This is a genomic window from Variovorax sp. GW823-FHT02B07, from assembly GCF_058797695.1.
The window spans coordinates 1,519,309-1,541,456 of sequence record NZ_JBXAJX010000001.1 but is presented as its reverse complement, the minus strand read 5'-3'; the positions used below and the strand labels follow the sequence as shown (position 1 = coordinate 1,541,456).

General features: G+C 71.2%; 21 protein-coding genes. 9 read left to right on the top strand and 12 right to left on the bottom strand.

The annotated features are described in order from the left end of the window. Positions 1 to 35: 35 nt before the first annotated feature. Positions 36 to 626, bottom strand: a complete 591-nt coding sequence (gene tssE / locus AC1RGU_RS07255) for a type VI secretion system baseplate subunit TssE (protein WP_083258999.1) — start codon at positions 624 to 626, stop codon at positions 36 to 38. Positions 627 to 1,076: 450 nt separating this feature from the next. Between tssE and AC1RGU_RS07250 the strand changes: the two genes are divergently transcribed. Both AC1RGU_RS07250 and AC1RGU_RS07245 read left to right on the top strand, forming a co-directional pair. Continuing rightward, positions 1,077 to 2,465: a DUF2868 domain-containing protein gene (locus AC1RGU_RS07250; RefSeq protein WP_492695680.1), complete on the top strand. Its 1,389-nt coding sequence runs from the start codon at positions 1,077 to 1,079 to the stop codon at positions 2,463 to 2,465. Then, on the top strand, positions 2,462 to 3,886 hold the full coding sequence (locus AC1RGU_RS07245; protein WP_492695678.1) for a GTPase/DUF3482 domain-containing protein: 1,425 nt from the start codon (positions 2,462 to 2,464) through the stop codon (positions 3,884 to 3,886). Before AC1RGU_RS07250 ends, AC1RGU_RS07245 begins: the two co-directional genes overlap by 4 nt. A gap of 9 nt (positions 3,887 to 3,895) precedes the next feature. Here AC1RGU_RS07245 and AC1RGU_RS07240 read toward each other — a convergent pair whose 3' ends face one another. Next, positions 3,896 to 4,687, bottom strand: a complete 792-nt coding sequence (locus AC1RGU_RS07240) for a crotonase/enoyl-CoA hydratase family protein (RefSeq protein WP_255221122.1) — start codon at positions 4,685 to 4,687, stop codon at positions 3,896 to 3,898. A gap of 140 nt (positions 4,688 to 4,827) precedes the next feature. Between AC1RGU_RS07240 and AC1RGU_RS07235 the strand changes: the two genes are divergently transcribed. Next, positions 4,828 to 5,847, top strand: coding sequence for an AraC family transcriptional regulator (locus AC1RGU_RS07235; protein ID WP_062475623.1), 1,020 nt, complete (start codon positions 4,828 to 4,830; stop codon positions 5,845 to 5,847). Here the strand turns inward: AC1RGU_RS07235 and dctP are convergent. Continuing rightward, entirely contained in the window at positions 5,844 to 6,839 is a 996-nt protein-coding gene (gene dctP, locus AC1RGU_RS07230; RefSeq protein ID WP_492695676.1) for a TRAP transporter substrate-binding protein DctP, read from the bottom strand. The two genes, AC1RGU_RS07235 and dctP, sit on opposite strands and share 4 nt — an antisense overlap. A gap of 205 nt (positions 6,840 to 7,044) precedes the next feature. On the opposite strand from dctP, the gene trhA reads away from it, so the two are divergent. Beyond that, complete coding sequence (gene trhA / locus AC1RGU_RS07225; protein ID WP_070059305.1) at positions 7,045 to 7,668, top strand: PAQR family membrane homeostasis protein TrhA; 624 nt, start codon at positions 7,045 to 7,047, stop codon at positions 7,666 to 7,668. A 10-nt stretch (positions 7,669 to 7,678) separates the two neighbouring features. Here the strand turns inward: trhA and AC1RGU_RS07220 are convergent, their stop codons facing one another. From AC1RGU_RS07220 to bla, 5 genes are all read right to left on the bottom strand, one after another. Continuing rightward, positions 7,679 to 8,677: a Bug family tripartite tricarboxylate transporter substrate binding protein gene (locus AC1RGU_RS07220; protein ID WP_492695673.1), complete on the bottom strand. Its 999-nt coding sequence runs from the start codon at positions 8,675 to 8,677 to the stop codon at positions 7,679 to 7,681. A gap of 34 nt (positions 8,678 to 8,711) precedes the next feature. Continuing rightward, the gene (locus tag AC1RGU_RS07215; protein ID WP_369632412.1) at positions 8,712 to 9,950 is read right to left on the bottom strand and encodes an acyl-CoA dehydrogenase family protein; all 1,239 of its coding nucleotides are present in this window, start codon (positions 9,948 to 9,950) and stop codon (positions 8,712 to 8,714) included. An 11-nt stretch (positions 9,951 to 9,961) separates the two neighbouring features. Further along, a complete protein-coding gene (locus AC1RGU_RS07210) occupies positions 9,962 to 11,533 on the bottom strand; it encodes an AMP-binding protein (RefSeq protein WP_492695670.1) in 1,572 nt (523 codons plus the stop codon). 141 nt (positions 11,534 to 11,674) lie between these two features. Beyond that, on the bottom strand, positions 11,675 to 12,670 hold the full coding sequence (locus tag AC1RGU_RS07205) for a LysR family transcriptional regulator (RefSeq protein ID WP_492695669.1): 996 nt from the start codon (positions 12,668 to 12,670) through the stop codon (positions 11,675 to 11,677). Positions 12,671 to 12,717: 47 nt separating this feature from the next. Beyond that, positions 12,718 to 13,605 carry a class A beta-lactamase gene (gene bla / locus AC1RGU_RS07200; RefSeq protein ID WP_492695667.1) on the bottom strand — a complete coding sequence of 296 codons (888 nt, stop codon included), beginning with the start codon at positions 13,603 to 13,605 and terminating at the stop codon, positions 12,718 to 12,720. Between the two features lie 175 nt (positions 13,606 to 13,780). On the opposite strand from bla, the gene AC1RGU_RS07195 reads away from it, so the two are divergent. Then, entirely contained in the window at positions 13,781 to 14,140 is a 360-nt protein-coding gene (locus AC1RGU_RS07195; protein ID WP_062475607.1) for an ArsR/SmtB family transcription factor, read from the top strand. A 40-nt stretch (positions 14,141 to 14,180) separates the two neighbouring features. Then, positions 14,181 to 14,726 carry an SRPBCC family protein gene (locus tag AC1RGU_RS07190; RefSeq protein WP_492695665.1) on the top strand — a complete coding sequence of 182 codons (546 nt, stop codon included), beginning with the start codon at positions 14,181 to 14,183 and terminating at the stop codon, positions 14,724 to 14,726. Positions 14,727 to 14,742: 16 nt separating this feature from the next. On the opposite strand, the gene AC1RGU_RS07185 is transcribed toward AC1RGU_RS07190, so the two are convergent. From AC1RGU_RS07185 to AC1RGU_RS07170, 4 genes are all read right to left on the bottom strand, one after another. Beyond that, the gene (locus AC1RGU_RS07185; protein ID WP_492695664.1) at positions 14,743 to 15,366 is read right to left on the bottom strand and encodes a hypothetical protein; all 624 of its coding nucleotides are present in this window, start codon (positions 15,364 to 15,366) and stop codon (positions 14,743 to 14,745) included. A gap of 198 nt (positions 15,367 to 15,564) precedes the next feature. Further along, the gene (locus AC1RGU_RS07180; protein WP_492695663.1) at positions 15,565 to 17,373 is read right to left on the bottom strand and encodes an acyclic terpene utilization AtuA family protein; all 1,809 of its coding nucleotides are present in this window, start codon (positions 17,371 to 17,373) and stop codon (positions 15,565 to 15,567) included. Between the two features lie 8 nt (positions 17,374 to 17,381). Beyond that, positions 17,382 to 18,350 carry a Bug family tripartite tricarboxylate transporter substrate binding protein gene (locus tag AC1RGU_RS07175; RefSeq protein ID WP_492695661.1) on the bottom strand — a complete coding sequence of 323 codons (969 nt, stop codon included), beginning with the start codon at positions 18,348 to 18,350 and terminating at the stop codon, positions 17,382 to 17,384. A 52-nt stretch (positions 18,351 to 18,402) separates the two neighbouring features. Further along, positions 18,403 to 19,557 carry a CaiB/BaiF CoA transferase family protein gene (locus AC1RGU_RS07170; protein ID WP_492695660.1) on the bottom strand — a complete coding sequence of 385 codons (1,155 nt, stop codon included), beginning with the start codon at positions 19,555 to 19,557 and terminating at the stop codon, positions 18,403 to 18,405. A gap of 144 nt (positions 19,558 to 19,701) precedes the next feature. On the opposite strand from AC1RGU_RS07170, the gene AC1RGU_RS07165 reads away from it, so the two are divergent. The 3 genes from AC1RGU_RS07165 (at position 19,702) to AC1RGU_RS07155 (ending at position 22,112) form a co-directional block, all read left to right on the top strand. Further along, positions 19,702 to 20,604, top strand: coding sequence for a LysR family transcriptional regulator (locus AC1RGU_RS07165; protein ID WP_354347703.1), 903 nt, complete (start codon positions 19,702 to 19,704; stop codon positions 20,602 to 20,604). Positions 20,605 to 20,638: 34 nt separating this feature from the next. Beyond that, positions 20,639 to 21,385 (top strand): glutamine amidotransferase, encoded by a 747-nt coding sequence (locus tag AC1RGU_RS07160; RefSeq protein WP_492695658.1) that lies wholly within the window; start codon positions 20,639 to 20,641, stop codon positions 21,383 to 21,385. Positions 21,386 to 21,473: 88 nt separating this feature from the next. Further along, positions 21,474 to 22,112, top strand: coding sequence for a CDP-alcohol phosphatidyltransferase family protein (locus tag AC1RGU_RS07155; protein WP_492695656.1), 639 nt, complete (start codon positions 21,474 to 21,476; stop codon positions 22,110 to 22,112). The last annotated feature ends 36 nt before the right edge of the window (positions 22,113 to 22,148 follow it).

Sequence of the window (22,148 nt, the reverse complement as noted above, 5' to 3'; positions counted from 1 at the left end):
GTTGAAGTAAAGGAGAAATGAAAGACAGACAGGCTTCAGTCCGCCGCGCCGACGATGCGCATGCGGTTGGTCTCGAGATCGACCGCGCTTTGCACCGTGAAGGCCAGCGGGTACGGCTTCAGGTGGATGAGCGCGCGGATCTCGAACAGCAGCACGTTGTAGGCCTCGGCCGCGCCGTCTTCCTTCATGAGCGGCACCACCTGCACGCTGTCGGGAATCAGGCGCGGCTCGTAGTCGCGGATGGCGCGGCGGATGATGCGTTCGATGTCCGCCCACTTGCGCTCCGACAGGTAGCTGCCGGCCAGCGGCGGCACGCCGTAGTTGACGGTGGAAGACGCCGCGTCGGCATGGCGCGTGCGGTCGATCAGGTCTTCGGCGTTGGTGGTGTTGAACAGCAGGGCCAGGTCGCGCTGGATGATCTCGCGCATCCGGGCCGGCGTGGCCGTGTACTCGGACGGCAGCTCGGCGCTGCGGCCGGGCGCCTCGTCGCGCAGGCGGTCGAACAGCGTGGGCAGCAGCTGCGCGTTGACGCGCGGTGCGGCGGGTGCATCGGGCCCGCGGGGCGCGCGGGCGCCGGGGTGCGCGGGGTGGGAACCTGTGAACGGGGATTGCTCGGTGAGCCGCATGACCTGGCCTTTTCTGGAAGGGGCAGAGTCTTGCGTGGATGCCCGCCGCTCATTGCAAACAATGGTCACACAGCGGGCCAGGCGTGCACGCCCACGCCCACGTCCACGCCCATCTCGGGCATTTGTCGCCGTGTGCGCGCTTCGCGAGTCCTACAGCACGCACCGTCCCTCGCCGACACCCGCGCGACGGCGGGCGCCCGATGCTGGGTCATCGCCAACCACAAGGAGCCTTCGCGTGAATTCCATCATCTACATCGTCGGCCTGGTCGTGGTCGTCGTCGCCGTGCTGTCGTTCTTCGGCCTGCGCTGAAACCGCAAGCGCTGCGCCACGGGGCCGTTCGCGGCCCCGTTTCTCTTGGGCAGGCCTTCTGCATGCGCCGGGCATAATTTGCGCGCCCCGCCACCGCTTTGCTGCGCCGGGGCGTCATTGGCGAAGAAGAAGGGACCCTGTTGATCACCACCACCGCGCTGCGCGCACCTGCTTTTCCGGATGCGGTGATCACCGAGGCGGTCCGATGGACCGAACAGAACGGCCCGCTCGACGACGCGTCGGCCCTTCGCACCGCGGCCTCGCGCGCAGCCGACGGCCCCACCCGTATCGTTGAACGCGCCCGCCAGCTCGGCGAGCGCATGGGCCTGCAGGCCGAACTCGCGCGCGGCCGGCAATGGGCGCCGTGGGTGCTGCTGGCGCTGGTGGCGCTGGTCGTGATCGCGGGCCTGGGCCTCGCGGGCCAGGTGGTCGGCGGCAACGACCGCCACATCAACGTGATCGTCGCGCTCGTGAGCTTGCTGGGACTGCATGCGCTCACGCTGCTCTTGTGGCTGGCCGGCCTGTGGCTGCCGTCGGGCACCTTCGGCACGGCCTCGCTGGGCTGGCTGTGGCTGTCGCTCACGGCGCGCGTGGCGGGCGGCCAGCGCGGGCAGGCGCCGCAATTGGTGCGCGCGGCCACGGGGCTGCTCACGCGTGCGCGTCTGCTGCCCTGGGCCTTCGGGCTCGTGAGCCACGGCATCTGGGCGCTCTCGTTCGCCGTGGTGCTGGCCGCGATGCTGTTCGCCCTGGCCTTTCGCAGCTACACGCTGAGCTGGGAAACCACCATCCTCGAACCCGCCTTCTTCGTGCGCGTGGTGCAGGCCCTGGGCTGGCTGCCGGCGCAGTTCGGTTTTCCGGTGCCCGATGCGGCCACCGTGCAATCGGCGGCGCCGGTCGCTGCGGCCCAGCGCACCTGGGCGCTGTGGCTCACCGGCTGCATCGCGGTGTACGGCCTGCTGCCGCGCCTGGCGCTGGTGCTCCTGAGCGCCGCCGTCTGCCGCCACCGCCGCCCCGCCCTGCAGCCCGACTGGCAGGCGCCCTACTACCGCAAGCTGCTGGCCCGCTTCGCCGCGCTGGCGCCGCCCGCCATCGTCGATGCCGACCCGGGCCGCGCGCACCCCGCCGCGCCCACGGGCCTGCCGGCCTCCGAGCAGCACGACGGCCTCTTCGTCGTCGGCTTCGAACTGCCCCCCGACCTGCCCTGGCCGCCCGTCGGCTTGCCGGCATCGGCGGTCCGCATCGACGGCAGCGCCCCGGCGCGCCGCGCGCTGCTCGACCAGCTCGCGCAGGTCCACCCGCGCACCGTGCTGCTGGTCTGCCATGCGGCCTCGAGCCCCGACCGCGGCACCGAGCGCTTCCTGCGCGAGGTGCTGGCGCATTGCGGCGAATGCCGCCTCTGGCTGGCCGACGCGCCCCACGCCGCCGCCACGCAGCGCTGGCGCGACTGGCTGCGCGACGCCGGGCTGGCCCACGTGGTCGCGAGCGACCGGCTTGATGCCGTCTTCACGGAAGGCACCGCCACCACATGACCTCCCCGACTCCGATCCGCATTGCCGTCGTCGGCCACACCAACGCGGGCAAGACCTCGCTGCTGCGCACGCTCACGCGGCGCGTGAACTTCGGCGAGGTGTCGCAGCGCCCCGGCACCACGCGCCATGTCGAGTCGGTCGATCTCGAGGTGAACGGCCAGCCGGCCGTGCGCTTCCTCGACACGCCGGGCCTCGAAGATGCGGTCGCACTGCGCGAGCACCTGGCCGGCCTCGACGCCACCGCGCAAGCCACGCCGCCCGAGCGCATCCGCCGCTTTCTGCAGGGCCCCGAGGCGCACGGCGTGTTCGAGCAGGAGGCCAAGGTGCTTCGCGCGATGCTCGACATCGACGCCGCCTTTCTCGTGATCGACGTGCGCGAGCCGGTGCTGCCCAAGTTCCGCGACGAGATCGAGCTCTTGAACTCCTGCGCGCGCCCGGTGCTGCCGGTGCTCAACTTCGTGCGCGACGCAGCCAGCCGCGAGCCGGCCTGGAAAGAACTGCTCTCGGCCTACGGCCTGCACGTGCAGGTGCGCTTCGATGCGGCGGCGCCATTCGTGGGCGCCGAGCACGACCTCTACAACGACCTGGCCACCCTGCTGCGCGACCGCCGCGACGTGCTGCGCGGCGTGGTCGACGCGCTCGACGCCGAGGCCGACGCGCGCCGCCAGTCGGCCTGCACGCGCATCGCGGACCTGCTGGTCGATGCCGCGGCCATCCGCCGCACCGTGCCGGCCGCCGAGTTCGCCGACGCCACGCGCCGCCAGGCGCTGGTCGCCGGCGTGCAGAAGGACGTGTTCGACAAGGCCCAGCGCTGCACCGACGACCTGCTCGCGCTCTACGGCTTTCGCCAGGGCGACGCCGACGAAGCGCCGCTGCCGATCATCGAAGGGCGCTGGACGCTTGACTTCTTCAACCCCGAGGCGATGAAGGACGCGGGCCTGCGCCTGGGCAAGGGCGCGGTCATCGGCGCCGCCGTGGGCGTGGTGGCCGACCTCGCGGTGGCGGGGCTGTCGCTGGGCGCGGGCGCGGCATTGGGCGGCGCCATCGGCGGTGCGGTGTCGCAGGGCTGGGGGCCGCTCGGACGCAAGCTGGCCAACAAGCTGCGCGACATGCACGAGCTCACGGTGGAAGACAGCGTGCTGTTCACGCTCGCGGCGTGGCAGCTGCAGCTCGCGCAGGCGCTGGAGCGGCGCGGCCATGCGGCCGTGGAACGCATCCGGGCCGAGGCCCCGTCGTCGGACGAGGACGACACGCTGATGCGTGCCGCCGCCGGCGCCGTGCGCGCCGTGCAGCCGGCGCGCAGCCATCCCGAGTGGGAATCGACCGGCGCCCTCACGCGCAGCTTCTGGCGCCCCGCGCCGCAGCGCGAGGCGCTGGCCGGCACGCTGTCGAGCGAACTGCGGCGCGCCTTCGAGGCCTGAAGCTAGGCCTCAGCCCGCCACTTGCTCGGGCGTGACCTTGGCGAGCGACTTGTCGACAAACGCCCCCAGCCGCGTCTGCACTTCCCCGCCGGTCTGCACCACCGCCGCCATCAGCGACTCGGCGAACATGCCGTCGGTGGCCGACATGTCGGCGATGCGGCTGATCGACGTCACCATCGCGTAGTTCGACAGCGCCGCGTTCTTCGCCACGCGCTTGGCCAGCACCATCGCGGCGCGCAGGCTCTCGCCGGGTGCGGCGATCTCGTGCGCCAGGCCCAGCGTCTTGCCGGCGCGGGCGTCGAGCACGCGGCCGGTGAGCATCATCTCGACCATGCGGCCCGGCGTGATGATGCGTGCCACGCGCACCGTCGCGCCGCCGCCGGTGAAGATGCCCTTCTGTCCCTCGGGCAGCGCGAAGTAGGTCGACGGGTCGGCCACGCGCACATGCGTGGCCGCCGCCAGCTCCAGCCCGCCGCCGACCACCGCGCCGTGCAGCGCCGCGACCACCGGGATGCCGCCGTACTGGATCTTGTCGAAGGTGCTGTGCCAGCGCTGGCACACGCGCATGAAGTCGACCGCGGTGCGTTCCTTGTCGTGGTGCTCCTTGAGGTCGAGCCCGGCACAGAAATGCGGCCCCGCGCCGGTCAGCACCACGGCCTTGGCCTCGCGCGGCAGCGCACTGAACACGGCGTCCAGCGCGGCCAGCGTGGCCTCGTCGATGGCGTTGCGCTTGGCGGGACGGTTCAGGGTCACGACGGCGACCTCTTCGTCCATGTGCAGGGTGACGTTCCGTTCGATCACGGCAGGGCTCCTTGGGTTGTTGCGGGTTCCGCCACCGGAATGGGGCGCTTCAGGGCTACGATAGCCCTGCGCGCCGCGCCATTGCTTGCAGATCGCGCCCATTCATTTGCAGATTCCGCCAACCGTCTTTTGAACCCGTCATGCCGCCAGAGCGCGCCACCGTCGCCGTCAGCTTCCTGCAGCACCTGCTGAGCGGCGCGCGCCGTCAGCTGAGCCCGCGCGACATCGACCTGCTGGCCGCGCAGGCCGGCCTCTCGCCGCAGCTGCTGCGCCAGGACGGCGCGCGCGTCACGCGCGAGCAGTTCGTTCGCATGTACGAGTGCGTGTCGCTCTTCATGGGCGACGAGATGCTGGGCCTGTGGTCGCGCCCGATCCGCGCCGGCGCGCTCAAGTACCTCGGGCTCAGCCTGCTCGACGCGCCCTCGCTCATGGTCGCCATGTACCGCTTCACGCGCTTCTGGAACCTGCTGCTGGACGACCACCGCCTGCGCATGACGCGCGCCCACGGCGTGGCCACGATCGCCATCGCGCCGCACCCGGAAGCCGCCGCGCGGCCCACCACGCCCTTCGGCCATGCGCTGATGGTCAAGCTGATCCATGGCGTGGCCTCGTGGCTCATGGGGCGGCAGCTGCCGGTGCTGGGCGTCGGCTTTGCGTTCCCGCGCCCGGCGCGCTTCGACGAGTACGCCAACCTGTTCCCCGGCCCGCTGCAATTCGAGCAAGACACATCTTCGGTGCGCTTTGCCGAACCGGTGCTGCGCCAGACCTTCCAGCGCACGCGCGCCGAGCTGCTCGACTTCGTGCGCCGCGCGCCCGACGACTGGATCTTCGTCACCTTCGACCACGACACCACCAGCGCCACGGTGCGCGAGTTCGTCGCCGCGCACCTCGCCTCGGATGCCACGCTGGGCGCGGCGGCGCGCGCGGTGCACATGTCGGAACGCGCGCTGTCGCGCCAGCTCGCGGCCGAGGGCACCAGCTTTCGCGCACTGAAGGAAGAGGTGCGGCGCGACCTCGCGATCCAGCGCCTCGTGAAGACGCGCGAGCCCATCGACCGCATCGCCGCCTCGGTCGGCTTCGACAACACGCCGGCCTTCCACCGCGCCTTTCGCACGTGGACCGGCAGCACGCCGCGCGGCTACCGGCAGCGGGCCGGTTAGTTCGCTGCGCCGGCCAGCGCCTGCAGCTTGGCGAAGTCGCCCGGCCGCGCGCCCATCTGCTCGGGCGTGGAGCGCTTCGTCACGCGCTCCAGCAGCGGCATGCGGTTGACGGGCTGCACGGTCATGCCCTTGCCGCGCAGGAACTGCTCGTCTTCGAGCTCGCTGGCGATCACGCCGACGTTGGTCCACTTGGCCGTGTCGGCCAGCGTCTTCTCCACCATCGCCTGCTGCGGCGGCGTGAGCCGGGCCCAGGCCGCCTTGCCGATGACGATGCCCAGCGTGTCGTAGATGTGGCCCGTGAGCTGCACGTACTTCTGCACTTCGTAGAGCTGCTTGGCGCGCACCGTGCCCAGCGGATGCTCCTGCGCCTCGACCTCGTTCTTCTTGAGCGCGCCGTACAGGCTGTTGAAGGGCAGCGACACGGGCTTGGCGTCGAGCGCGGTGGCAAAGAGCTGGTAGGCCGCGGCGTCGGGCACGTACAGGCGCAGGTCGCGGAAGTCCTCGGGGCGCTGCAGCGGCTTGCCCGAGGTCACCTGCCGCGCGCCGTAGTAGACCGACGCGACCATGCGGTTGCCGCTGCGCTCGTTGTAGCCCTTCATCAGGTCCGCGAGCAGCGGGCTCGCGAGGTACTTGCGCACGTGGTCCAGGTCCTTGAAGGCGAAGGGGTAGCTGCCCAGGCCCAGCGGCGGATAGCCCTCGGCCAGCGTGGCCTGCCCGACGTAGGCGATCTGCATGGAATCGTTGGCGAGCATCAGCGCGTAGTCGCGCTCCTGCCCCAGCTTGGAGGCGGGCAACACCTCGATCTTGATCTTGCCCTCGGACTGCTCGGCGAGCTTGCGCGCCGCCAGTTCGGCCTGCTGGTGAAAGATGCTCGCGGGCTCGTAGATGTGGCCCCACTTGAACTGCTGCACCTGCGCACAAGCGACAGCGGCGCTCCCCATGGCGACGCACAGGACAGCAGCCCGGCGCCACGACATCAAACTTTTTTTCATCGGCAGTCCCTCGCGGTGAGAAGGCCCGCCGGCGCGGGTGCGCCAAAGCACGCGGCGGGTGTCGGGAACGCATCCCGGCCGCTGAATGTAAACATTTGCAACCAAAATCCAGACAGGGTTTGCCCGGTCACGGGGCAGTCATGGCCCTTCCCTAGCATCCGCGTGCGCCCGACGCGCCCACTTCCTCACCGCACCTCAGCACCTCATGTACCCCGGCGAACGACTCAACGGCTACAGCCACCTGTTCGGCCTGCTGCTCGCACTGCCGGCGGCCGCGTTGCTGCTCGCAAAGACGCTGCCCACGGGCGACCCGGCGCGCATCGCGGGCGGGCTGGTGTTTTCGCTCTCGGCGGTGGCGCTGTACGCGGCCTCCACGCTCTTTCACAGCACGCGCGGCCGGAGCAAGCGCCTGTGGGAGCGCGCCGACCACTGCGCGATCTTTCTGCTCATCGCGGGCACCTACACGCCCTTCGCGCTCGTCACGCTGCAAGGCCCCTGGGGCTGGCTGCTGCTCGCGGCGATCTGGAGCGCGGCGTGCTTCGGCATCTGGCGCGAGCTGAAACCCGCTGCGGCCGACGCGGCGAAGAAGCCTTCGCTGCCGCTGTACATCGGCATGGGCTGGCTCGGCGTGCTGGCCGCCGCGCCGCTGGCGGCCAAGCTGCACGCCACCGGCCTGGCCTGGCTGGTCGCGGGCGGCGTGCTCTACACGGTGGGCACGGTGTTCTATCGCAACCGGCGGGGGCTGCGCCACGCGCACGGCGCCTGGCACCTGTTCGTGCTGGCCGGCACCACGAGCCACTACGTGGCCGTGGGATGGTTCGTGCTCTGAAGCCTGCTTCTTACAGCGGCTGCAGCTTCGCGGTCTTCATCATCCGCTCGGTCAGCTCCATCTCGCTCGCGAAGCCCTGCACGTAGGCCTCGGTCGTCGAGGGGCTCACCTCGCTGCCCAGCTCCGTCAGCGCGGCGATCACCGACGGCTGCTTCAGCGCCTGCCCGAACACCTCGTAGATGCGTGCAGCGATCGCGTCGGGCGTGCCCGCCGGCAGCGAGACGCCGCCCCACGACGTGAGCTCGACACCGCGCAGCCCCAGTTCGGCCAGCGTCGGCACCTGCGGCAAGGCTGCGTTGCGCTTGGCGCCGGCGACGCCCAGGGCGCGCAGTTTGCCGCCCTGCACGTGCGGCAGCGCCACCGAGAAGATCGGCATGCCGAAGTTCACCTGGTTGCCCAGCACCGCGTTGACGATTTCCGACGCGCCCTTGTACGGCACGTGCGTGGCCTGCACGCCCGCGGCCTGCAGGAACAGCTCCACGCCCAGGTGCGAGGGCGTGCCGACGCCGCCCGAGGCGTAGTCGAGCTTGCCGGGGTTGGCGCGCGCACGTGCCACGAGTTCCTGCAGGGTCTGGATGCCCGAGCCCGCATTCACCACCAGCAGCACGTCGGAGGTGGTGAGCCGCATGATGTGGCGGAAGTCCTTGAGCGCGTCGTAGCCGGGGTTCTGCTGCATGCGCATGTTGGCGGCCATGGGCGCGCTCGAGTAGATCCAGGTGTAGCCGTCGGGCGCGGCCCGTGCGACCTGTCGCGCGCCGATGTTGCCGGCCGCGCCGCCCCGGTTCTCGATGACGACCGGCTGCCCCAGCAAGGGACCGAGCGCTTCCGCGAGGATGCGCGCGGCGTTGTCCGGGCCGGTGCCGGCCAGGTACGGCACGACCCACTTGACCGGGCGGGTCGGCCGCCAGGGGGCGGTGGTTGCACCGGCCGCGCGCGCGATGGCCGGCAGCAGTGCCGAGGCCGCGATCGCGCCGCACAGCGCGCGGCGATTGGCATTGATGAGAGTCATGGCTTGTGGTGTCTCCTGATTTTCTGGTTCGGCCTCAGGCCGCATCGCCGATCAGCTCGCGCGCGATGATGTTCTTCTGGATCTCGCTCGTGCCCGTGAGCACGCGGTACATGCGCAGCATGCGGAACAAAAACTCCACGCGCCGCCCCTGCACGATGCCTTCGCCGCCGTGGATCTGCACCGCCGCGTCGGCCACGCGGAACGCGGCCTCCGAGCAGAACAGCTTGGCCATCGAGGCCTCGGCGCGCGGGTCGCCGCCGGCGTCGATCTGCCGCGCGGTCGACAGCATCAGCGCGCGCGCCGCGCACAGCTGCGTCGCCATGTCGGCCAGCGAATGCTGGATCGCCTGGAACTGCGCGATGGCGCGGCCGAACTGGCGGCGCGTGCGCGCGTAGTCGCGTGCGTCCTTCAGCGCCACGGTCGCCAGCCCCACCATGCCCGGGCAGTGCAGCAGCCGGTTGACCGTGATGCGCCCCAGCGCCAGCGCCAGCCCCTTGCCGGGCTCGCCGATGAGGTTCGCGGCCGGCACGCGGCAATCGGTGAGCACGATGTCGCCCGTGGTCGACTGGCCCGCCATGGTCTTGTAGCCCGCCTGCACCTGGACGCCCGGCTGCGTCAGGTCGACGAAGAACGCCGTCACCTCGCGGCGCGCCGGATCGTCCGAGGTGGACGCCATGAGCACCGCGAGATCGGCAAAGGGCGAGCCCGAGATGAAGCGCTTGCGCCCGTTGAGCACGTACACGTCGCCCTCGCGCCGCGCCTGCGTCTGCACCGCGCCGGCATCGGAGCCGGCCTCGGCCTCGGTGAGCGCGAAGCAGATCGCCTTCTCGGCCTGTGCCACGGGACGGATGAACTTCGCCATCTGCTCCGGCGTCGCAAACTTGGCCAATGCGCCGACGCGCGGCGGCCCGCTGAGTTCGCCGAACACATGCGGCGCGAGCGGCGAGCCGCTGGCGTAGATCGATTCCTTCACCAGCACATGGTCGAGCAGCGACAGGCCCAGGCCGCCCATCGCCGGTGGCAGCGTCATGCCGTAGAAGCCCATCGCGTGCGAACGGCGCCAGACGTGGCGCAGCGTCTCCCTGTCGGGCCCGTGCTCGTGGTCGATGCCCTTCTCGCGCACCAGGTCGGCCAGTTCGCCGTTCAGGAAGTCGCCGATGCGGGCGATCAGCTCGGCCGCGCGCGGCGAGCCCTCGAAGGGACCGTCGAACAGCGGCGCGCGGATGGCCGAAGCCTCGGTGGGTGCTGCGGAAGGGGTCAGCGTGGTGTCCATGTCGTTCTCTTTCAATTGACGCGCCGCGCGTGGCCGGCCCAGTACGGCGTCTGGATCGCCTTGCGCGCGACCTTGCCGTTGGCGTTCTTCAGCAGCGAATCGACGAACTCGATGCGGCGCGGCCGCTTGAAGCCCGCCAGCCGCGCGGCGCAGAAGTCGTCGAGCCCGGCCGTGTCGGGCGAGGCGCCCGGCTTCAGCACGATGTGCGCGGCCACCGCCTCGCCCCACTTGTCGTCGGGCACGCTGAACACGCAGGCCTCGGCCACCGCCGCATGCTGGTACAGCACGGCCTCGACCTCCGAGGGGTACACGTTGAAGCCGCCGCTGATGACCATGTCCTTCTTGCGGTCGACGATGTAGATGTAGCCCTCGTCGTCGGCGCGCGCGAGGTCGCCCGTGTGGTAGCGGCCCTCTTTGAGCACCTCGGCCGTGAGCTCGGGCGCGCGCCAGTAGCCGGCGAAGATGTCCTCGCCGCTCACCACGATCTCGCCCACCTCGCCGGGTGCGACCGGCCGGCCTTCGTCGTCGACGATCTCCACCAGCGACTCCAGGAAAGGCCGCCCGCACGAGGCCAGCCGCTCGGGCATGGCGGCGCGCGCGAACAGGTGGTCTTCCACCGAGAGGCCGCACACGCCCGAGGTGGTCTCGCCCGCGCCGTAGCCCTGCGACAGCACGGGGCCGAACACGTCCATCGCCTGCATGATCCGCGCGGGCGCCATCGGCGCGGCGCCGTAGCCCAGGCGCTGCAGGTCGGGCAGCGGCCGGTAGCGGCCCTGCAGCTCGGCCAGCAGCATGTTGATCATGGTGGGCACCATGAAGGTGTGGGTCACGCGCTCCTTCTTCATGTCGTCCAGGAAGCGCGCGGGCTCGAAGCCGGTGAACAGGCGGATGGTCGCGCCGCTGCACAGCGCCGGCACGATCTGCATGCCCGAGGCGTGCGTGATCGGCCCCACCAGCCCCAGCAGGTCGCCGGGGCGCAGGCCTTCGCTGCGCGAGAGGAACTTGCGCAGCTGGGCCAGCCGGTTGCCGAAGGTCTGCATTGCGGCCTTGAGCACGCCGCTGGAGCCCGAGGTGTAGTGCAGCACGGCCAGCTCGTCGGCACGCACGCGCTCGCAGGTGAAGGCGTCGCTCGCGCGTGCCAGCTGACCTTCGTAGGAAGCGGGCGTGCCTTCGGCCGCGTCGAGCAGCAGCAGCTTCGGGGCCGCGCCCTTCAGCAGCGGCAGGAAGGTCTCGGCGCGCGCGGCGGTGGTGACGATGAGCGCGGCGTCGCTGTTCTCGATGACCTCGGCCACCTCGACCGGCGCGAGCCGCGCGTTCATCGGCGCCTTCACCAGCGCGGCCTTGTAGCAGGCCAGCTCCAGCTCGACGATCTCGACGCAGTTGGGCAGGTACACGCCCACGCGGTCGCCGCGCTGCAGGCCGAGCCCGCGCAGGGCATTGGCCAGGCGGTTGGCGCGCCGGTCGAGCTGTTCGTAGGTGCAGGCGCGCTGCGGGCTGGTCACGGCGATCTGCCGCGCATGCAGGCGGGCGGCGCGGGATGCGAGTTCGCCGACGTTGGCGACCTCGGGCGAAAGTGAGGGCAAGTTGTCTCCTTGAGGCCGGTGCCTGTGCACCGTGGGGAGAACTTTCGCAAACAACGCCGCCGCACAACAAATACCGATTGCTGATGCGTAGCCATCACAAAAGATGATGGCCGCGGCGCGCGATCTTCCTGCCCGCGATGGCTATGGCTTGCCGTCGCCCAGGAACTGCGCATCCCAACGCCCCGAGGCGATCATCGAGCGCGCTTCGTCGGCCAGCGCCTGCCTCACGACCTGCGTGGCCGCGTCGGGCGCCTTGCCGGCCGGCGTCGCCAGGTGGTAGGTACGCGCCAGCTCGGGCTCGACGATGCGTGCGATCAACCAGTTCGGCTGATCGCCCGGCCCGTCCGCGAGCGCGCAGGCGGGCGTGACCGTGAAGCCCGCGCCCGCCAGGTAGAGCGAGCGCAGCACGCGCGCCGAGTCGTGCTCGTGCACCACGTTGAGTTCCACGCCCACGGCCTCGGCGGCCGCCTCGACACGCTGGCGGATGCTGAAGCGGCGCGACTGCAGCACCAGCGGCAGGCTCGCGGCGCGTGCGAAAGGCACCGTGGGGCGCACCGGTGCGCCCTTCTTCGCGCGCCCACCCTTCGCACTTTTTCCGAGCAGTGCCGCCACCTCGCCCTTCGCATCGAAGCCGCAGAGGAACATGCCTTCGCGCACGAAGGGGCGCACGTCCAGCCCCTCGACGCTCGGGGTGTCGACGAGCAGGCCGATGTCGGCGCGGCGATCGACCATCGCCTTGCGCACCATCAGGCTCAGGTCGTCGATCACGAACACGCGGATGCGTGGGTGCGACTGCTTCAGCCGCGCCAGCACCGGCCCGAGCAGCAGCGAGGCCAGCAGGAACGGCACCGCCACCGTGACCGAGCCCTCGGGCCCGTCGGGCGCGCGCTGCAGCCGCTCGCGCATCGCCGCGGCATCCGACAGCAGGCGCCGCGCGTCCTGGTACAGCTGCAACCCGGCGGCCGTGGGCGTGACGCCCACATGCGAGCGGTCGAACAGCTGCGTGCCGAGCTCGGCCTCGAGCTTCTTGATCTGCGCGGTCAGCGCGGGCTGCGCCACGTACAGCGACGCCGCCGCGCGCGACAGGCTGCCGGCTTCGAGCACCGCGATGAAATAGCGAAGAGACCTCAGGTCCATGGGGCGACGGGGAAAGATGGGGCGCCCATTGTGGCCCCGTCGCCGACTCAGCTCGCGAGGGCCCTCACTGCAATGCGCGTGGCCTCGGCGACCACGTCGTTGCGGTTCTTCGCGTCCTTGTCGGGGAAGGTCAGGTAGACCGACAGCACCAGCGGCGCGCCCGACGGCGGCCACAGCACGCCGACGTCGTTGGTGCTGCCGTATGAACCCGCGCCGGTCTTGTCGCCCACACGCCAGCCCTTGGGCACGCCGGCCAGGAAGCGCTCGGTGCTGGTGGTGTTGCCGAGCAGCCATTCGCGCATCTGCTCGCGCTGCGGCGCGCCGAGCGCATCGCCCAGCGCCAGCCGCTGCACGGTGTCGGCCATGGCCGCAGGGCTGGTCGTGTCGCGCGGGTCGCCGGGAATGGAGGTGTTCAGCTCGGGCTCGGTGCGGTCGAGACGGAAGGTGGTGTCGCCGATGCGCCGCGCGAACGCGGTGACGGCGGCCGGTCCGCCCAGCACCTTCAGCAGCAGGTTGGCGGCGGCGTTGTCGCTGTACTGCATGGTGGCGGCGCACATCTCGTTCACGGTCATGCCGGTGGCGAGGTGCTTCTCGGCGACCGGCGAGTGCGACACCAGGTCGCCCTTGCCGACACTGATGCGGCGCCCGAGCAGGCTGGCGTCGGTCGCGCTGCGTTCGAGCACGGCCGCGGCGAGCACTAGCTTGAAGGTGCTGCACAGCGGAAAGCGCTCGTGCGCGCGGTGCTGCAGGCGTGCGCCGCTGCCGGTGTGGAAGCCCGACACGCCCAGGCGCCCGCCGCAGGCGCGCTCGAGTTCGGCGAGCTGCGTTTCGGCGTCCGACTGCGCGCCCTTCTTCGGCCATGCGCTGCAGGCGCCGGCGAGCGGGGTCACGGCGGCGGCGAGCAACAGGGTGCGGCGCTGGATCAGAGGGTTCATGTGCGTGTGTCTTTCTTTTCGCGAGTGGATGGAATGAAAGGCATCGTAGGAGCGCCGCCCTCGCGCTTCCAGCGCCCGGAGCGCGCACGGCGTCCCGGGTGTATCAGGTGTAACGCCACTTCATCATTCAACCTTCGGGTTGAATTTTCTTCGCGACCGATCTATATTCAACTTCATGGTTGAACTTGAAATCGAAGACGAACGGCTCGACGCCGTGTTCCACGCCCTGGCCGACAGCACGCGGCGCACCATGCTGCAGCTGCTTGCGCAGGGCGAATGCAGCGTGGGCGAGCTGGGCGCGCCGTTTCGCATGTCCTTCGCGGGCGCCTCCAAGCACGTCAAGACGCTGGAGCGCGCGGGGCTGGTGTCGCGCACCGTGCAGGGCCGCGCGCACGTGTGCCGGCTGGAGCCGGCGGCGCTCGCCACGGCCGATGCGTGGCTGCGTGCGTACGAAGTCTTCTGGAACCACCGCCTGGACGCCCTGGCGGATGCGCTGCGGCGCGATGCCCACGACGACGGCCACAGCCGCGCGTGAGCGCCTTCTCTCCCCTCATTCACCCAAGGAGCACCGACCCATGACCACGACCTTGAAGCACAGCCTGGGCACGCAGACCGAGCCCGGCACCCTGCGCATCGAGCGCACCCTGCCCGGCCCCATCGACCGCGTGTGGACCTACCTCGTCGATCCCGAGAAGCGCCGCAGCTGGCTGGCCGGCGGCACGATGGCGCAGGCGCCGGGCGCGGTGTTCGAGCTGCGCTTCCAGCACACCGAGCTGTCGGGCGAAGTCGCGCCCGAGCGCTTCGCGGCCCACCGCGAGACCCATGTGCAGCACTCGCGCGTGCTGCGCATCGAGCCGCCGACCCTGCTGGTCATCAGCTGGGGCAGCGAGCGCGAGGACGCGTCCGAGGTCAGCTTCGAACTGTCGCCGCAGGGTGCGCAAGCGACGCGCCTGGTGCTCACGCACCGCCGCCTGCCTGACCGCAAGGAAACGCTGAGCGTGGCCAGCGGCTGGCACGCGCACCTGGGCGTGCTCGACGAGGTGCTGCACGGGCGCGCGCCGCAAGGCTTCTGGACGCAGCTGGAGGCCGCCGAGGCGGCCTACGCGACGCACATCCGCTGAAGGCCGTCAGGCGGTGTCAGGCCCGGCGGGCGGGCTGCGAAGGCGCGCGGCAGGGCTGCACGCGGACCGCGCGGCTGATCACCTGGCGCTGCTCGCGCGCGCCCTTGAGCAGGCGCTCGGCCGCGACCCTGCCGTGGGGCAGCGGCGCGCCCTCGCCCATTTCCGACACGGCCACGAACACCGTCTGCCCGCCTTCGAGCACGGCCTGCGTCTTCGGTTGCGACTTGCCCGCGTACAGCGGCGCGTCGTCGATGTAGGCCTCCAGCGAATGCGCGCCCGGCGCCACGCACAGGCGCGTGAAGCCGTTGGGCATCAGCGCGGCATGGAACTCGCCGTCGACATACACATGCGCCGCGCCCGTGCTGGGCGTGGACGTGGCGCGGCGGAAGAACACGACCTGCGCCAACTCGGGCACCACCGCGGGCGCGGGCCGGTACACAGCCCCCTTGCGCGAGCTCGTGGCCGACACCGCGACAGGCACGGACATGTTCATCGGCTCGGAGGGCGGCGGCATCGGAGGCAGCGGCACGTACGGCGTGACGGCGACGGGGCCGCAGCCCGCGACCAGCGTGGAGGCGGCAAGCAGCCAGCGGCCCGCGCGCAGGCGGGGATGGAAGGAAAGGAATCTGGACAAGGACATGGCGTGCTTCGAGCGCCTTCAAGAAAGAGGCGGCCATCTGACGAAAAGAAGGAAGAGCGGGGCAGCCGGAAAACAGCCAGCGCTCAGGGAACGAAGCACTCTAGGAAAAACCACCGAGGCAGGCCATCGGACGAATCCGAAAGCGATGCGCGATGGCGTGGGCCCGCGCTGAAAACGCGGGCCCGGCGGCGCGTCAGCTCAGGCCGCGCGCAGCCGACGGGCCGCGATGCGCACCGGCATCGACAACAGGATCTGCGCCATGCTCTTGCCCAGCGGGTCGGTGCGCAGCGATGCCATGCCGCCGCCGCCCAGCGCCGCTTCGCAGACGAAGTTGAAGGCGCCGATGCCGGGCAGCTCGTAGCGCGTCACCTCGCCTTCGACCAGGTGCGCCATGTAGGCGCGCACGGCCTGCGCGCTGAGCTGCTCGCGCAGCACGGGCAGGTAGTGCGGTTCGCGCGCGAGGATGCCGATGTTCGAGACGTCGCCCTTGTCGCCGCTGCGGCCATAGGCCAGGCGGATCAGCGGCACTTCGAGCCATTCGTCGTCCGTGTCCGGGTCGCCGGCGTCTGCCTGCGGCGCCACCTCATCGGCCATGGCAACCTCCGCCACCTGCGCCCTCACGGCCACGGGCCACGACTCGCCCGCCATCTCGACCACGGGCGTGAACAGCGCCTTGTCCACGAGCAGCGGAAACTGCCGGATCGACAGCGCCACCGACGGCCGTCCGCCGCCCAGGCCCGTGGTGCCGGGCGCCCACGAGGTGCCGGCCGCCGAGATCTCGCGCGCGAAGAGTTCGAGCGGCGCCTTGTCCACGTGCGTCACAGCCACGCGCAGCACCGCCTGGCGCGGCGGCTGGGCGGTGGCGTGCGGGCCGTAGCACTGCTCGGCGCCCAGCACGTCGATGTGGGTGGCCGAGAAGTCGGCCCAGCCGCTCTGCGCGAACAGGTCGCGCGTGCGGCGCAGCATCGCCTCGCCGCTGCGCCGCGCCTTGGCGGCGGCGTCGAAGCCGACGATCAGCAGTTCGGCGTTGCAGCGGTAGCCTGCGGCGTAGGTGGCCGTGACCTTGTAGCGACCCGAGGGCGCACGTCCTTTCGCGCCCGAGACGCGCACCCGGTCCGCGCCCACGGCCTCGATCTGCACGGTGCGAAAGTCGCAGGTCACGTCGGGCAGCAGGTAGGCCGCGGGGTCACCGATCTCGTACAGCAGCTGCTCGCCCACGGTGGCGCGGCTCACCAGCCCGCCGGTGCCGGGCGGCTTGCCGACGACGAAGCTGCCGTCGGCCGCACATTCGACCACCGGGTAGCCGATGTGGGCCCAGTCGGGCACCTGCTCCCAGTCGGTGTGCAGGCCGCCGGTGGCCTGCGCGCCGCATTCGATGATGTGGCCGGCCAGGCTGCCGCCCGCGAGGCGGTCCCAGTCGTCGTCGGCCCAGCCGAATTCGTGCATCAGCGCGCCGAGCGTGACGGCGCTGTCGACGCAGCGGCCGGTGATGACGATCTGCGCGCCGGCATCGAGCGCCCGCGCGATCGGCACGGCGCCCAGGTAGGCGTTGGCGCTCACGAGGCGTTCGGGCAGCGGTGCGCCCGTGCTCATGTGGCCGATGCCCTGCGCGCGCAGCGCTTCGGCATGCGGCAGCGCATCGTCGCCCATGACCACGGCGATGCGCGGCGCGAGCCCCATGCCGGCCGCCAGTTGCGTGAGCGCGGCGGCGCAGGCGCGCGGGTTCACGCCGCCGGCGTTGGCGATCACGCGGATGCCCTGGCGCATCACGTCGGGCAGCACGGCGGCCATGGCGGTGGTGACGAAGTCGGTGGCGTAGCCGGCGTCGGGGTTCTTCAGCTTGGCGCCGGCCAGCAGCGACATCGTGAGTTCGGCCAGGTAGTCGAACACGAGGTAGTCGATGCCGCCGTGCGCCACAAGCTGCGGCGCGCCCGTGCTGCTGTCGCCCCAGAAGCCCGAGGCGCCGCCGATGCGCACGGTCTTCTTGTGCGTCTCCGGGGAGTTCATCGCGCCGCTCACTCGGGCTCGATGCCGGCGGCGCGGATCACGCGGCCCCACTTCTGCGACTCGGCGGCCTGAAACTTCGCGAGCGCCTCGGGCGTGCCGGTGGCGGCCTCGCCGCTGGAGATGGCCTGGTAGGCGACGATGGCCGGCGAAGCCGACACCTTCACCAGCATTTCGTTGAGCTTGCGCGTGACGGCCGCGGGCGCGCCCGGCGGCAGGTAGACGGCGGTCCAGTACGACATGTCGTAGCCCTTCACGCCCGCCTCGGCCACGGTCGGCAGAGCGGGCACGGCGGCCAGGCGCTTGTCGCCGCTCACGGCCAGCGCGCGCAGCTTGCCGCTCTTGACGTGCGGCAGCGCCGTGGGCGCGTCGGCGAACATGAAGTCGACCTGCCCGCCCAGCAGGTCGGTGATGGCCATCGGGTTGCTCTTGTAGGGCACGTTCACCATGTCGATGCCGGCCATCTGCTTGAGCAGCTCGCTCGCCACGCGGCTCGACGAGCTGCCGCTGCCGAAGTTGAGCTTGCCCGGCGACTTCTTCGCCGCCGCCACGAGGTCGGCCACCGACTTGATCGGCGAATCGGCCCCCACCAGCAGCAGCATGTGTCCCTTGGACAGCAGCGCGACGGGGGTGAAGTCCTTCACCGGGTCGTAGGGCAGCTTCTTGTACAGGTGCTCGTTGGCGGCGTGCGTGGTGTTGGTGGTCATGAGCAGCGTGTAGCCGTCGGGCGCGGCCTTGGCGACGTACTGCGCGGCCAGGAAGCCGCTGGCGCCGGCGCGGTTCTCCACGATCACCGGCACCTTGTATTCGACGGTCAGGGCCTGCGCGAAGCTGCGCGCCTGCTGGTCGGTGCCGCTGCCGGCCGCGAAGGGCACGACGACGGTGAGCGCCTTGGAGGGATAGTCCTGCGCGTGGGCAGGTGCCGCCGCCGCGACCGCGAAGGCCAGGACCGCGCCGAGGCGGAAGATGGAAGTGCGCATGGGTGATGTCTCCGGTGGGATGTAGTTTTAAGAAGGGAAAAGGTGCGGCCGCTCAGGCGCCGTCGCGCGGCGGCACCGGCGGTGCGCCGAGCGCCGCGTTGTGCTCGCCCAGCCGGGGCGCGACCGCGCGGTGCGCGGGCCGCACGCCGTCGATGGACATCGGCAGCGCCGTGAGGCGGAAGTCTTCGCCCGGCACCGCTTGCAGCATGCCCAGCGCCTCGACCTGCGGATGCGCGACGGCCTCGGGCACGGTGTGCACCGGCGCGCAGGGCACGCCGGCGGCGGTGAAGCGCGCCATCCAGTCGGCGCGGGTGCGCGCGCGCAGCAGCGGACCGATCTCTTCGAACAACGCCGCCTTGTGCTGCAGCCGCTGGCGGTTGCCGGCAAAGCGCGCGTCGGTGGTCCAGTCGTCGCGCCCGAGTTCGTGCGCGAACTTGGCGAAGAGCCGGTCGTTGCCGCAGCAGATCAGCAGCGGTGCATCGGCGGTATCGAAAGATTCGTAAGGCACGAAGCCCGGATGGCCCGAGCGGTGGCGCTCGGGCAGTCGCCCTTCGTTGACGTAAGCATCGGCTTTCTGGCCGGTCCAGACCAGCGCGGTCTCCAGCAGCGAGGTGCTCACCACCCCGCCCCGCCCCGTGAGGTGGCGCCGCTGCAGCAGCGCCAGCGCGCCGATCACGGCCCACATGCCGGTGCCCTGGTCGCAGACCGAGGCGCCGGTGCGCATGGGCGGATCGTCGGGCCCGCCGTTGATGCTCGACAGCCCGCTGAAGGCCTGGATCAGCGGCTCGTAGCCCGGCTGCATGCGCAGCGGGCCGGTGTGGCCGAAGGCCGAGATCTCGCAGTAGATGAGCCTCGGATGGCGCGCGCACAGCGAGGGGCCGTCGATGCCCATCGACTGCGTGACGCCCGGGCGCAGGTTGTGGATGAGGATGTCGGCGCCGGCCGCCAGGGTCTCGAAGGCGGCCATGCCCTCTTCGCTCTTCAGGTCGATGGCGACCGAGCGCTTGCCGCGGTTGAAGACGTGGAAGTTGAGCGCGTCGCCGTGGCGAAACGCCGGTCCCATGTGGCGCGCGTCGTCGCCGCCCTCGACGCGCTCGAGCTTCACGACGTCGGCGCCGAGGTCGGCCAGGATCGCGCCCGCGAAGGGCCCCGCCAGCACCTGTCCGAGCTCGAGCACCCGGATGCCTTCCAGAATTTTGGTGTCCATGTCACGGGGGCGCGTGAGCCCCTTGTCTCCGTGTATCGAATGCGCCAGTCTCGGCGCCGTGCATTGATCTGTGAAGAACAATATTCCTATATCTGTGATAACTTGGATGGATCAATCCACAGCCACTCCGGGAAGGCCGCGTCCGTGCGAGTCGACATCACGCTGCAGCAGCTCGAGGCCTTCGTCGAAGTCGCGAAGACCACCAACTTCCGCGCCGCCGCGCAGGCGCTGCATGTGTCGCAGCCGGCGCTGAGCCGCACGGTGCGCATCGTCGAAGACCTGGTGGGCGCGCGCCTGTTCGACCGCGACACGCGGCACGTCGAGCTCACGCCGGCGGGGCGCGAACTGCTGCCGATCGCGCTGCGCATCCTGGAGAACTTCAACAGCTCGTTCAGCGAGCTGTCGCAGTTCCTCGAAGGGCGCAGCGGCCACCTCACCATCGCGGCACTGCCCTCGACCGGCGTGGCGCTGCTGCCCGGCGCCATCGCCGAGTTCCGCCAGCAGCATCCGCAGGTGCAGTTCTCGCTGATCGAAGGGCCGGCCGAAGCGGTGCGCGCCGCGGTGGACGAAGGCCGCGCCGACTTCGGCCTCAGCGTGCGCCCCGGCGCGCACGAGCCCCTGCTGTACCGCCACCTGCGCGACGACCCCTTCGTGCTGCTGTGCCGGCGCGACGACCCGCTGGCCGCGCGGGCCTCGGTGTCGTGGTCGGTGTTCGCGACGCGGCCCTTCATTGCGAGCAGCTTCCAGAGCAGCATCCGCCCGATCACCGACGCCGCCTTCCTGCAGCGCGGCCTGCAGGTGCAGCCCGCGCTCGAATACCCGAGCGTGGCCGTGGCGGGCGCGCTGGTGGCGGCCGGGCTGGGGCTCACCGCCCTGCCCCGGCTCGCCCTGCAGCTGTCGCAGAACGACGAGCTGGCCACCGTGCCGCTGCAGCGCCCGCTGATGTCGCGGCCCATCGGGCTGGTCACGCGCGCGGGGCGCTCGCCCTCGCCCGTGGGCCGCGCCTTCATGGACCTGCTGCACCGTCGGGAATCGTCCCGCAGCTGACCGGCGCACGGTGCGCTGCGGCATGATCGACGCCATGCACAGCACGCCCCCGTATCCCCTGGTCATCGTCAAGGTCGGTGACACCCATGACGCGCTGCGCGAAGGCCGCGGCGACTTCGAGCACTGGATCGCCGACGGCCTCGGCACGCAGACCCTGCCTCTGGTGGTGGTCGACCCGCGCCGCGGCGACACGCTGCCCGCGCCCGGCCAGGTCGCGGGCGTGGTCGTCACCGGCTCGCACGCGATGGTGTCGCACAGAGAACCCTGGAGCGAAACCACCGCCGCCTGGCTCGCCGAACTGGTCGCGCGCGACACGCCCGTGCTCGGCATCTGTTACGGCCACCAGCTGCTGGCGCACGCGCTCGGCGGCGAGGCCGGCCACCACCCGCAAGGGCCGGAGGTCGGCACGGTCACCGTCACGCTCGATGCCGCAGCCGCCGGCGACGCCCTGCTGGGCGACCTGCCCGCGCAGTTCCCGGCGCAGGCGATCCACTGGCAGAGCGCGCTGCGCCTGCCCGACGGCGCGGTGAAGCTGGCCCACAGCGCGCACGAACCCGTGCACGCCTTCCGCGTGGGCGCGCAGGCCTGGGGCCTGCAGTTCCACCCCGAGTTCGACGCCCGGACCATGGGCGGCTACATCGAACTGCTGGCCCGCGACCTCGCCGCGGACGGGCTCGATGCCGCGGCGCTGCGCGAAGGCGTGCGCCCCACCGACGCGGCGGCGGGCCTGCTCGGGCGCTTCGCACGGATCGTCGAGGCCAAGGCGCAGCCAGCCGCCTGAGCGCGCCGACGGGGCGTCGGCGCGCGACTACAAAAAGCGGGCCCCGCTTGGGTTAAGGTGCGGTTCCTTTCGCAGCTTTCCCCGCCTCATGACCACGCCTTCGTCCCCGCCGGCCCGCAAGCACTTCTCGATGATCCGCGGCTTTCACCTGGCCGATGTGTTCACGCTCGGCAACGCGGCCTGCGGCGTCGGGGCGGTGTTCTTCGCGATGGCCTTCATGCGCAGCCAGTCGCTCGCGCACTTCTACTGGGCCGCGGCGCTCGCCCCGGCCGCCTTCATCTTCGACGTGCTCGACGGCCGCATCGCGCGCTGGCGCCAGACCCAGTCGGCCCTCGGGCGCGAACTCGACTCGCTGGCCGACGTGATCTCCTTCGGCGTGCTGCCCGCCGCGCTCGGCTTCGCCGCCGGCCTGGACGGCGGCTGGGACTGCGCCGTGCTCATCTATTTCGTGGGCTGCGGCGTGAGCCGGCTCGCGCGCTACAACGTGACGGCCGAGGCCCTCTCGGCCGGCGCCGACAAGGTGAAGTACTTCGAAGGCACGCCGATCCCGACCAGCGTGGTGCTGGTGGGCGTGCTGGCCTACGCGGCCTCGAAGGGCGCCCTCGGCGCCCACGTGTGGGGCGGCGCCTGGACGCTCGGCCCCTGGCAGCTGCATCCGCTGGTGCTGCTGTTCGCGCTCTCGGGCACGCTGATGATCAGCAAGACCCTGCGCATTCCCAAGTTCTGACAACCCGCCCATCTCACCCACCTGACAAAGGGGACC

Bases quoted from the DNA above. Each gene is read 5' to 3' on its own strand.
- tssE (WP_083258999.1), bottom strand. From the start codon at position 626: ATGCGGCTCACCGAGCAATCCCCGTTCACAGGTTCCCACCCCGCGCAC.
- AC1RGU_RS07245 (WP_492695678.1), top strand. From the start codon at position 2,462: ATGACCTCCCCGACTCCGATCCGCATTGCCGTCGTCGGCCACACCAAC.
- AC1RGU_RS07235 (WP_062475623.1), top strand. From the start codon at position 4,828: ATGCCGCCAGAGCGCGCCACCGTCGCCGTCAGCTTCCTGCAGCACCTG.
- dctP (WP_492695676.1), bottom strand. From the start codon at position 6,839: ATGAAAAAAAGTTTGATGTCGTGGCGCCGGGCTGCTGTCCTGTGCGTC.
- trhA (WP_070059305.1), top strand. From the start codon at position 7,045: ATGTACCCCGGCGAACGACTCAACGGCTACAGCCACCTGTTCGGCCTG.
- AC1RGU_RS07220 (WP_492695673.1), bottom strand. From the start codon at position 8,677: ATGACTCTCATCAATGCCAATCGCCGCGCGCTGTGCGGCGCGATCGCG.
- AC1RGU_RS07215 (WP_369632412.1), bottom strand. From the start codon at position 9,950: ATGGACACCACGCTGACCCCTTCCGCAGCACCCACCGAGGCTTCGGCC.
- AC1RGU_RS07205 (WP_492695669.1), bottom strand. From the start codon at position 12,670: ATGGACCTGAGGTCTCTTCGCTATTTCATCGCGGTGCTCGAAGCCGGC.
- bla (WP_492695667.1), bottom strand. From the start codon at position 13,605: ATGAACCCTCTGATCCAGCGCCGCACCCTGTTGCTCGCCGCCGCCGTG.
- AC1RGU_RS07195 (WP_062475607.1), top strand. From the start codon at position 13,781: ATGGTTGAACTTGAAATCGAAGACGAACGGCTCGACGCCGTGTTCCAC.
- AC1RGU_RS07190 (WP_492695665.1), top strand. From the start codon at position 14,181: ATGACCACGACCTTGAAGCACAGCCTGGGCACGCAGACCGAGCCCGGC.
- AC1RGU_RS07185 (WP_492695664.1), bottom strand. From the start codon at position 15,366: ATGTCCTTGTCCAGATTCCTTTCCTTCCATCCCCGCCTGCGCGCGGGC.
- AC1RGU_RS07180 (WP_492695663.1), bottom strand. From the start codon at position 17,373: ATGAACTCCCCGGAGACGCACAAGAAGACCGTGCGCATCGGCGGCGCC.
- AC1RGU_RS07175 (WP_492695661.1), bottom strand. From the start codon at position 18,350: ATGCGCACTTCCATCTTCCGCCTCGGCGCGGTCCTGGCCTTCGCGGTC.
- AC1RGU_RS07170 (WP_492695660.1), bottom strand. From the start codon at position 19,557: ATGGACACCAAAATTCTGGAAGGCATCCGGGTGCTCGAGCTCGGACAG.
- AC1RGU_RS07160 (WP_492695658.1), top strand. From the start codon at position 20,639: ATGCACAGCACGCCCCCGTATCCCCTGGTCATCGTCAAGGTCGGTGAC.
- AC1RGU_RS07155 (WP_492695656.1), top strand. From the start codon at position 21,474: ATGACCACGCCTTCGTCCCCGCCGGCCCGCAAGCACTTCTCGATGATC.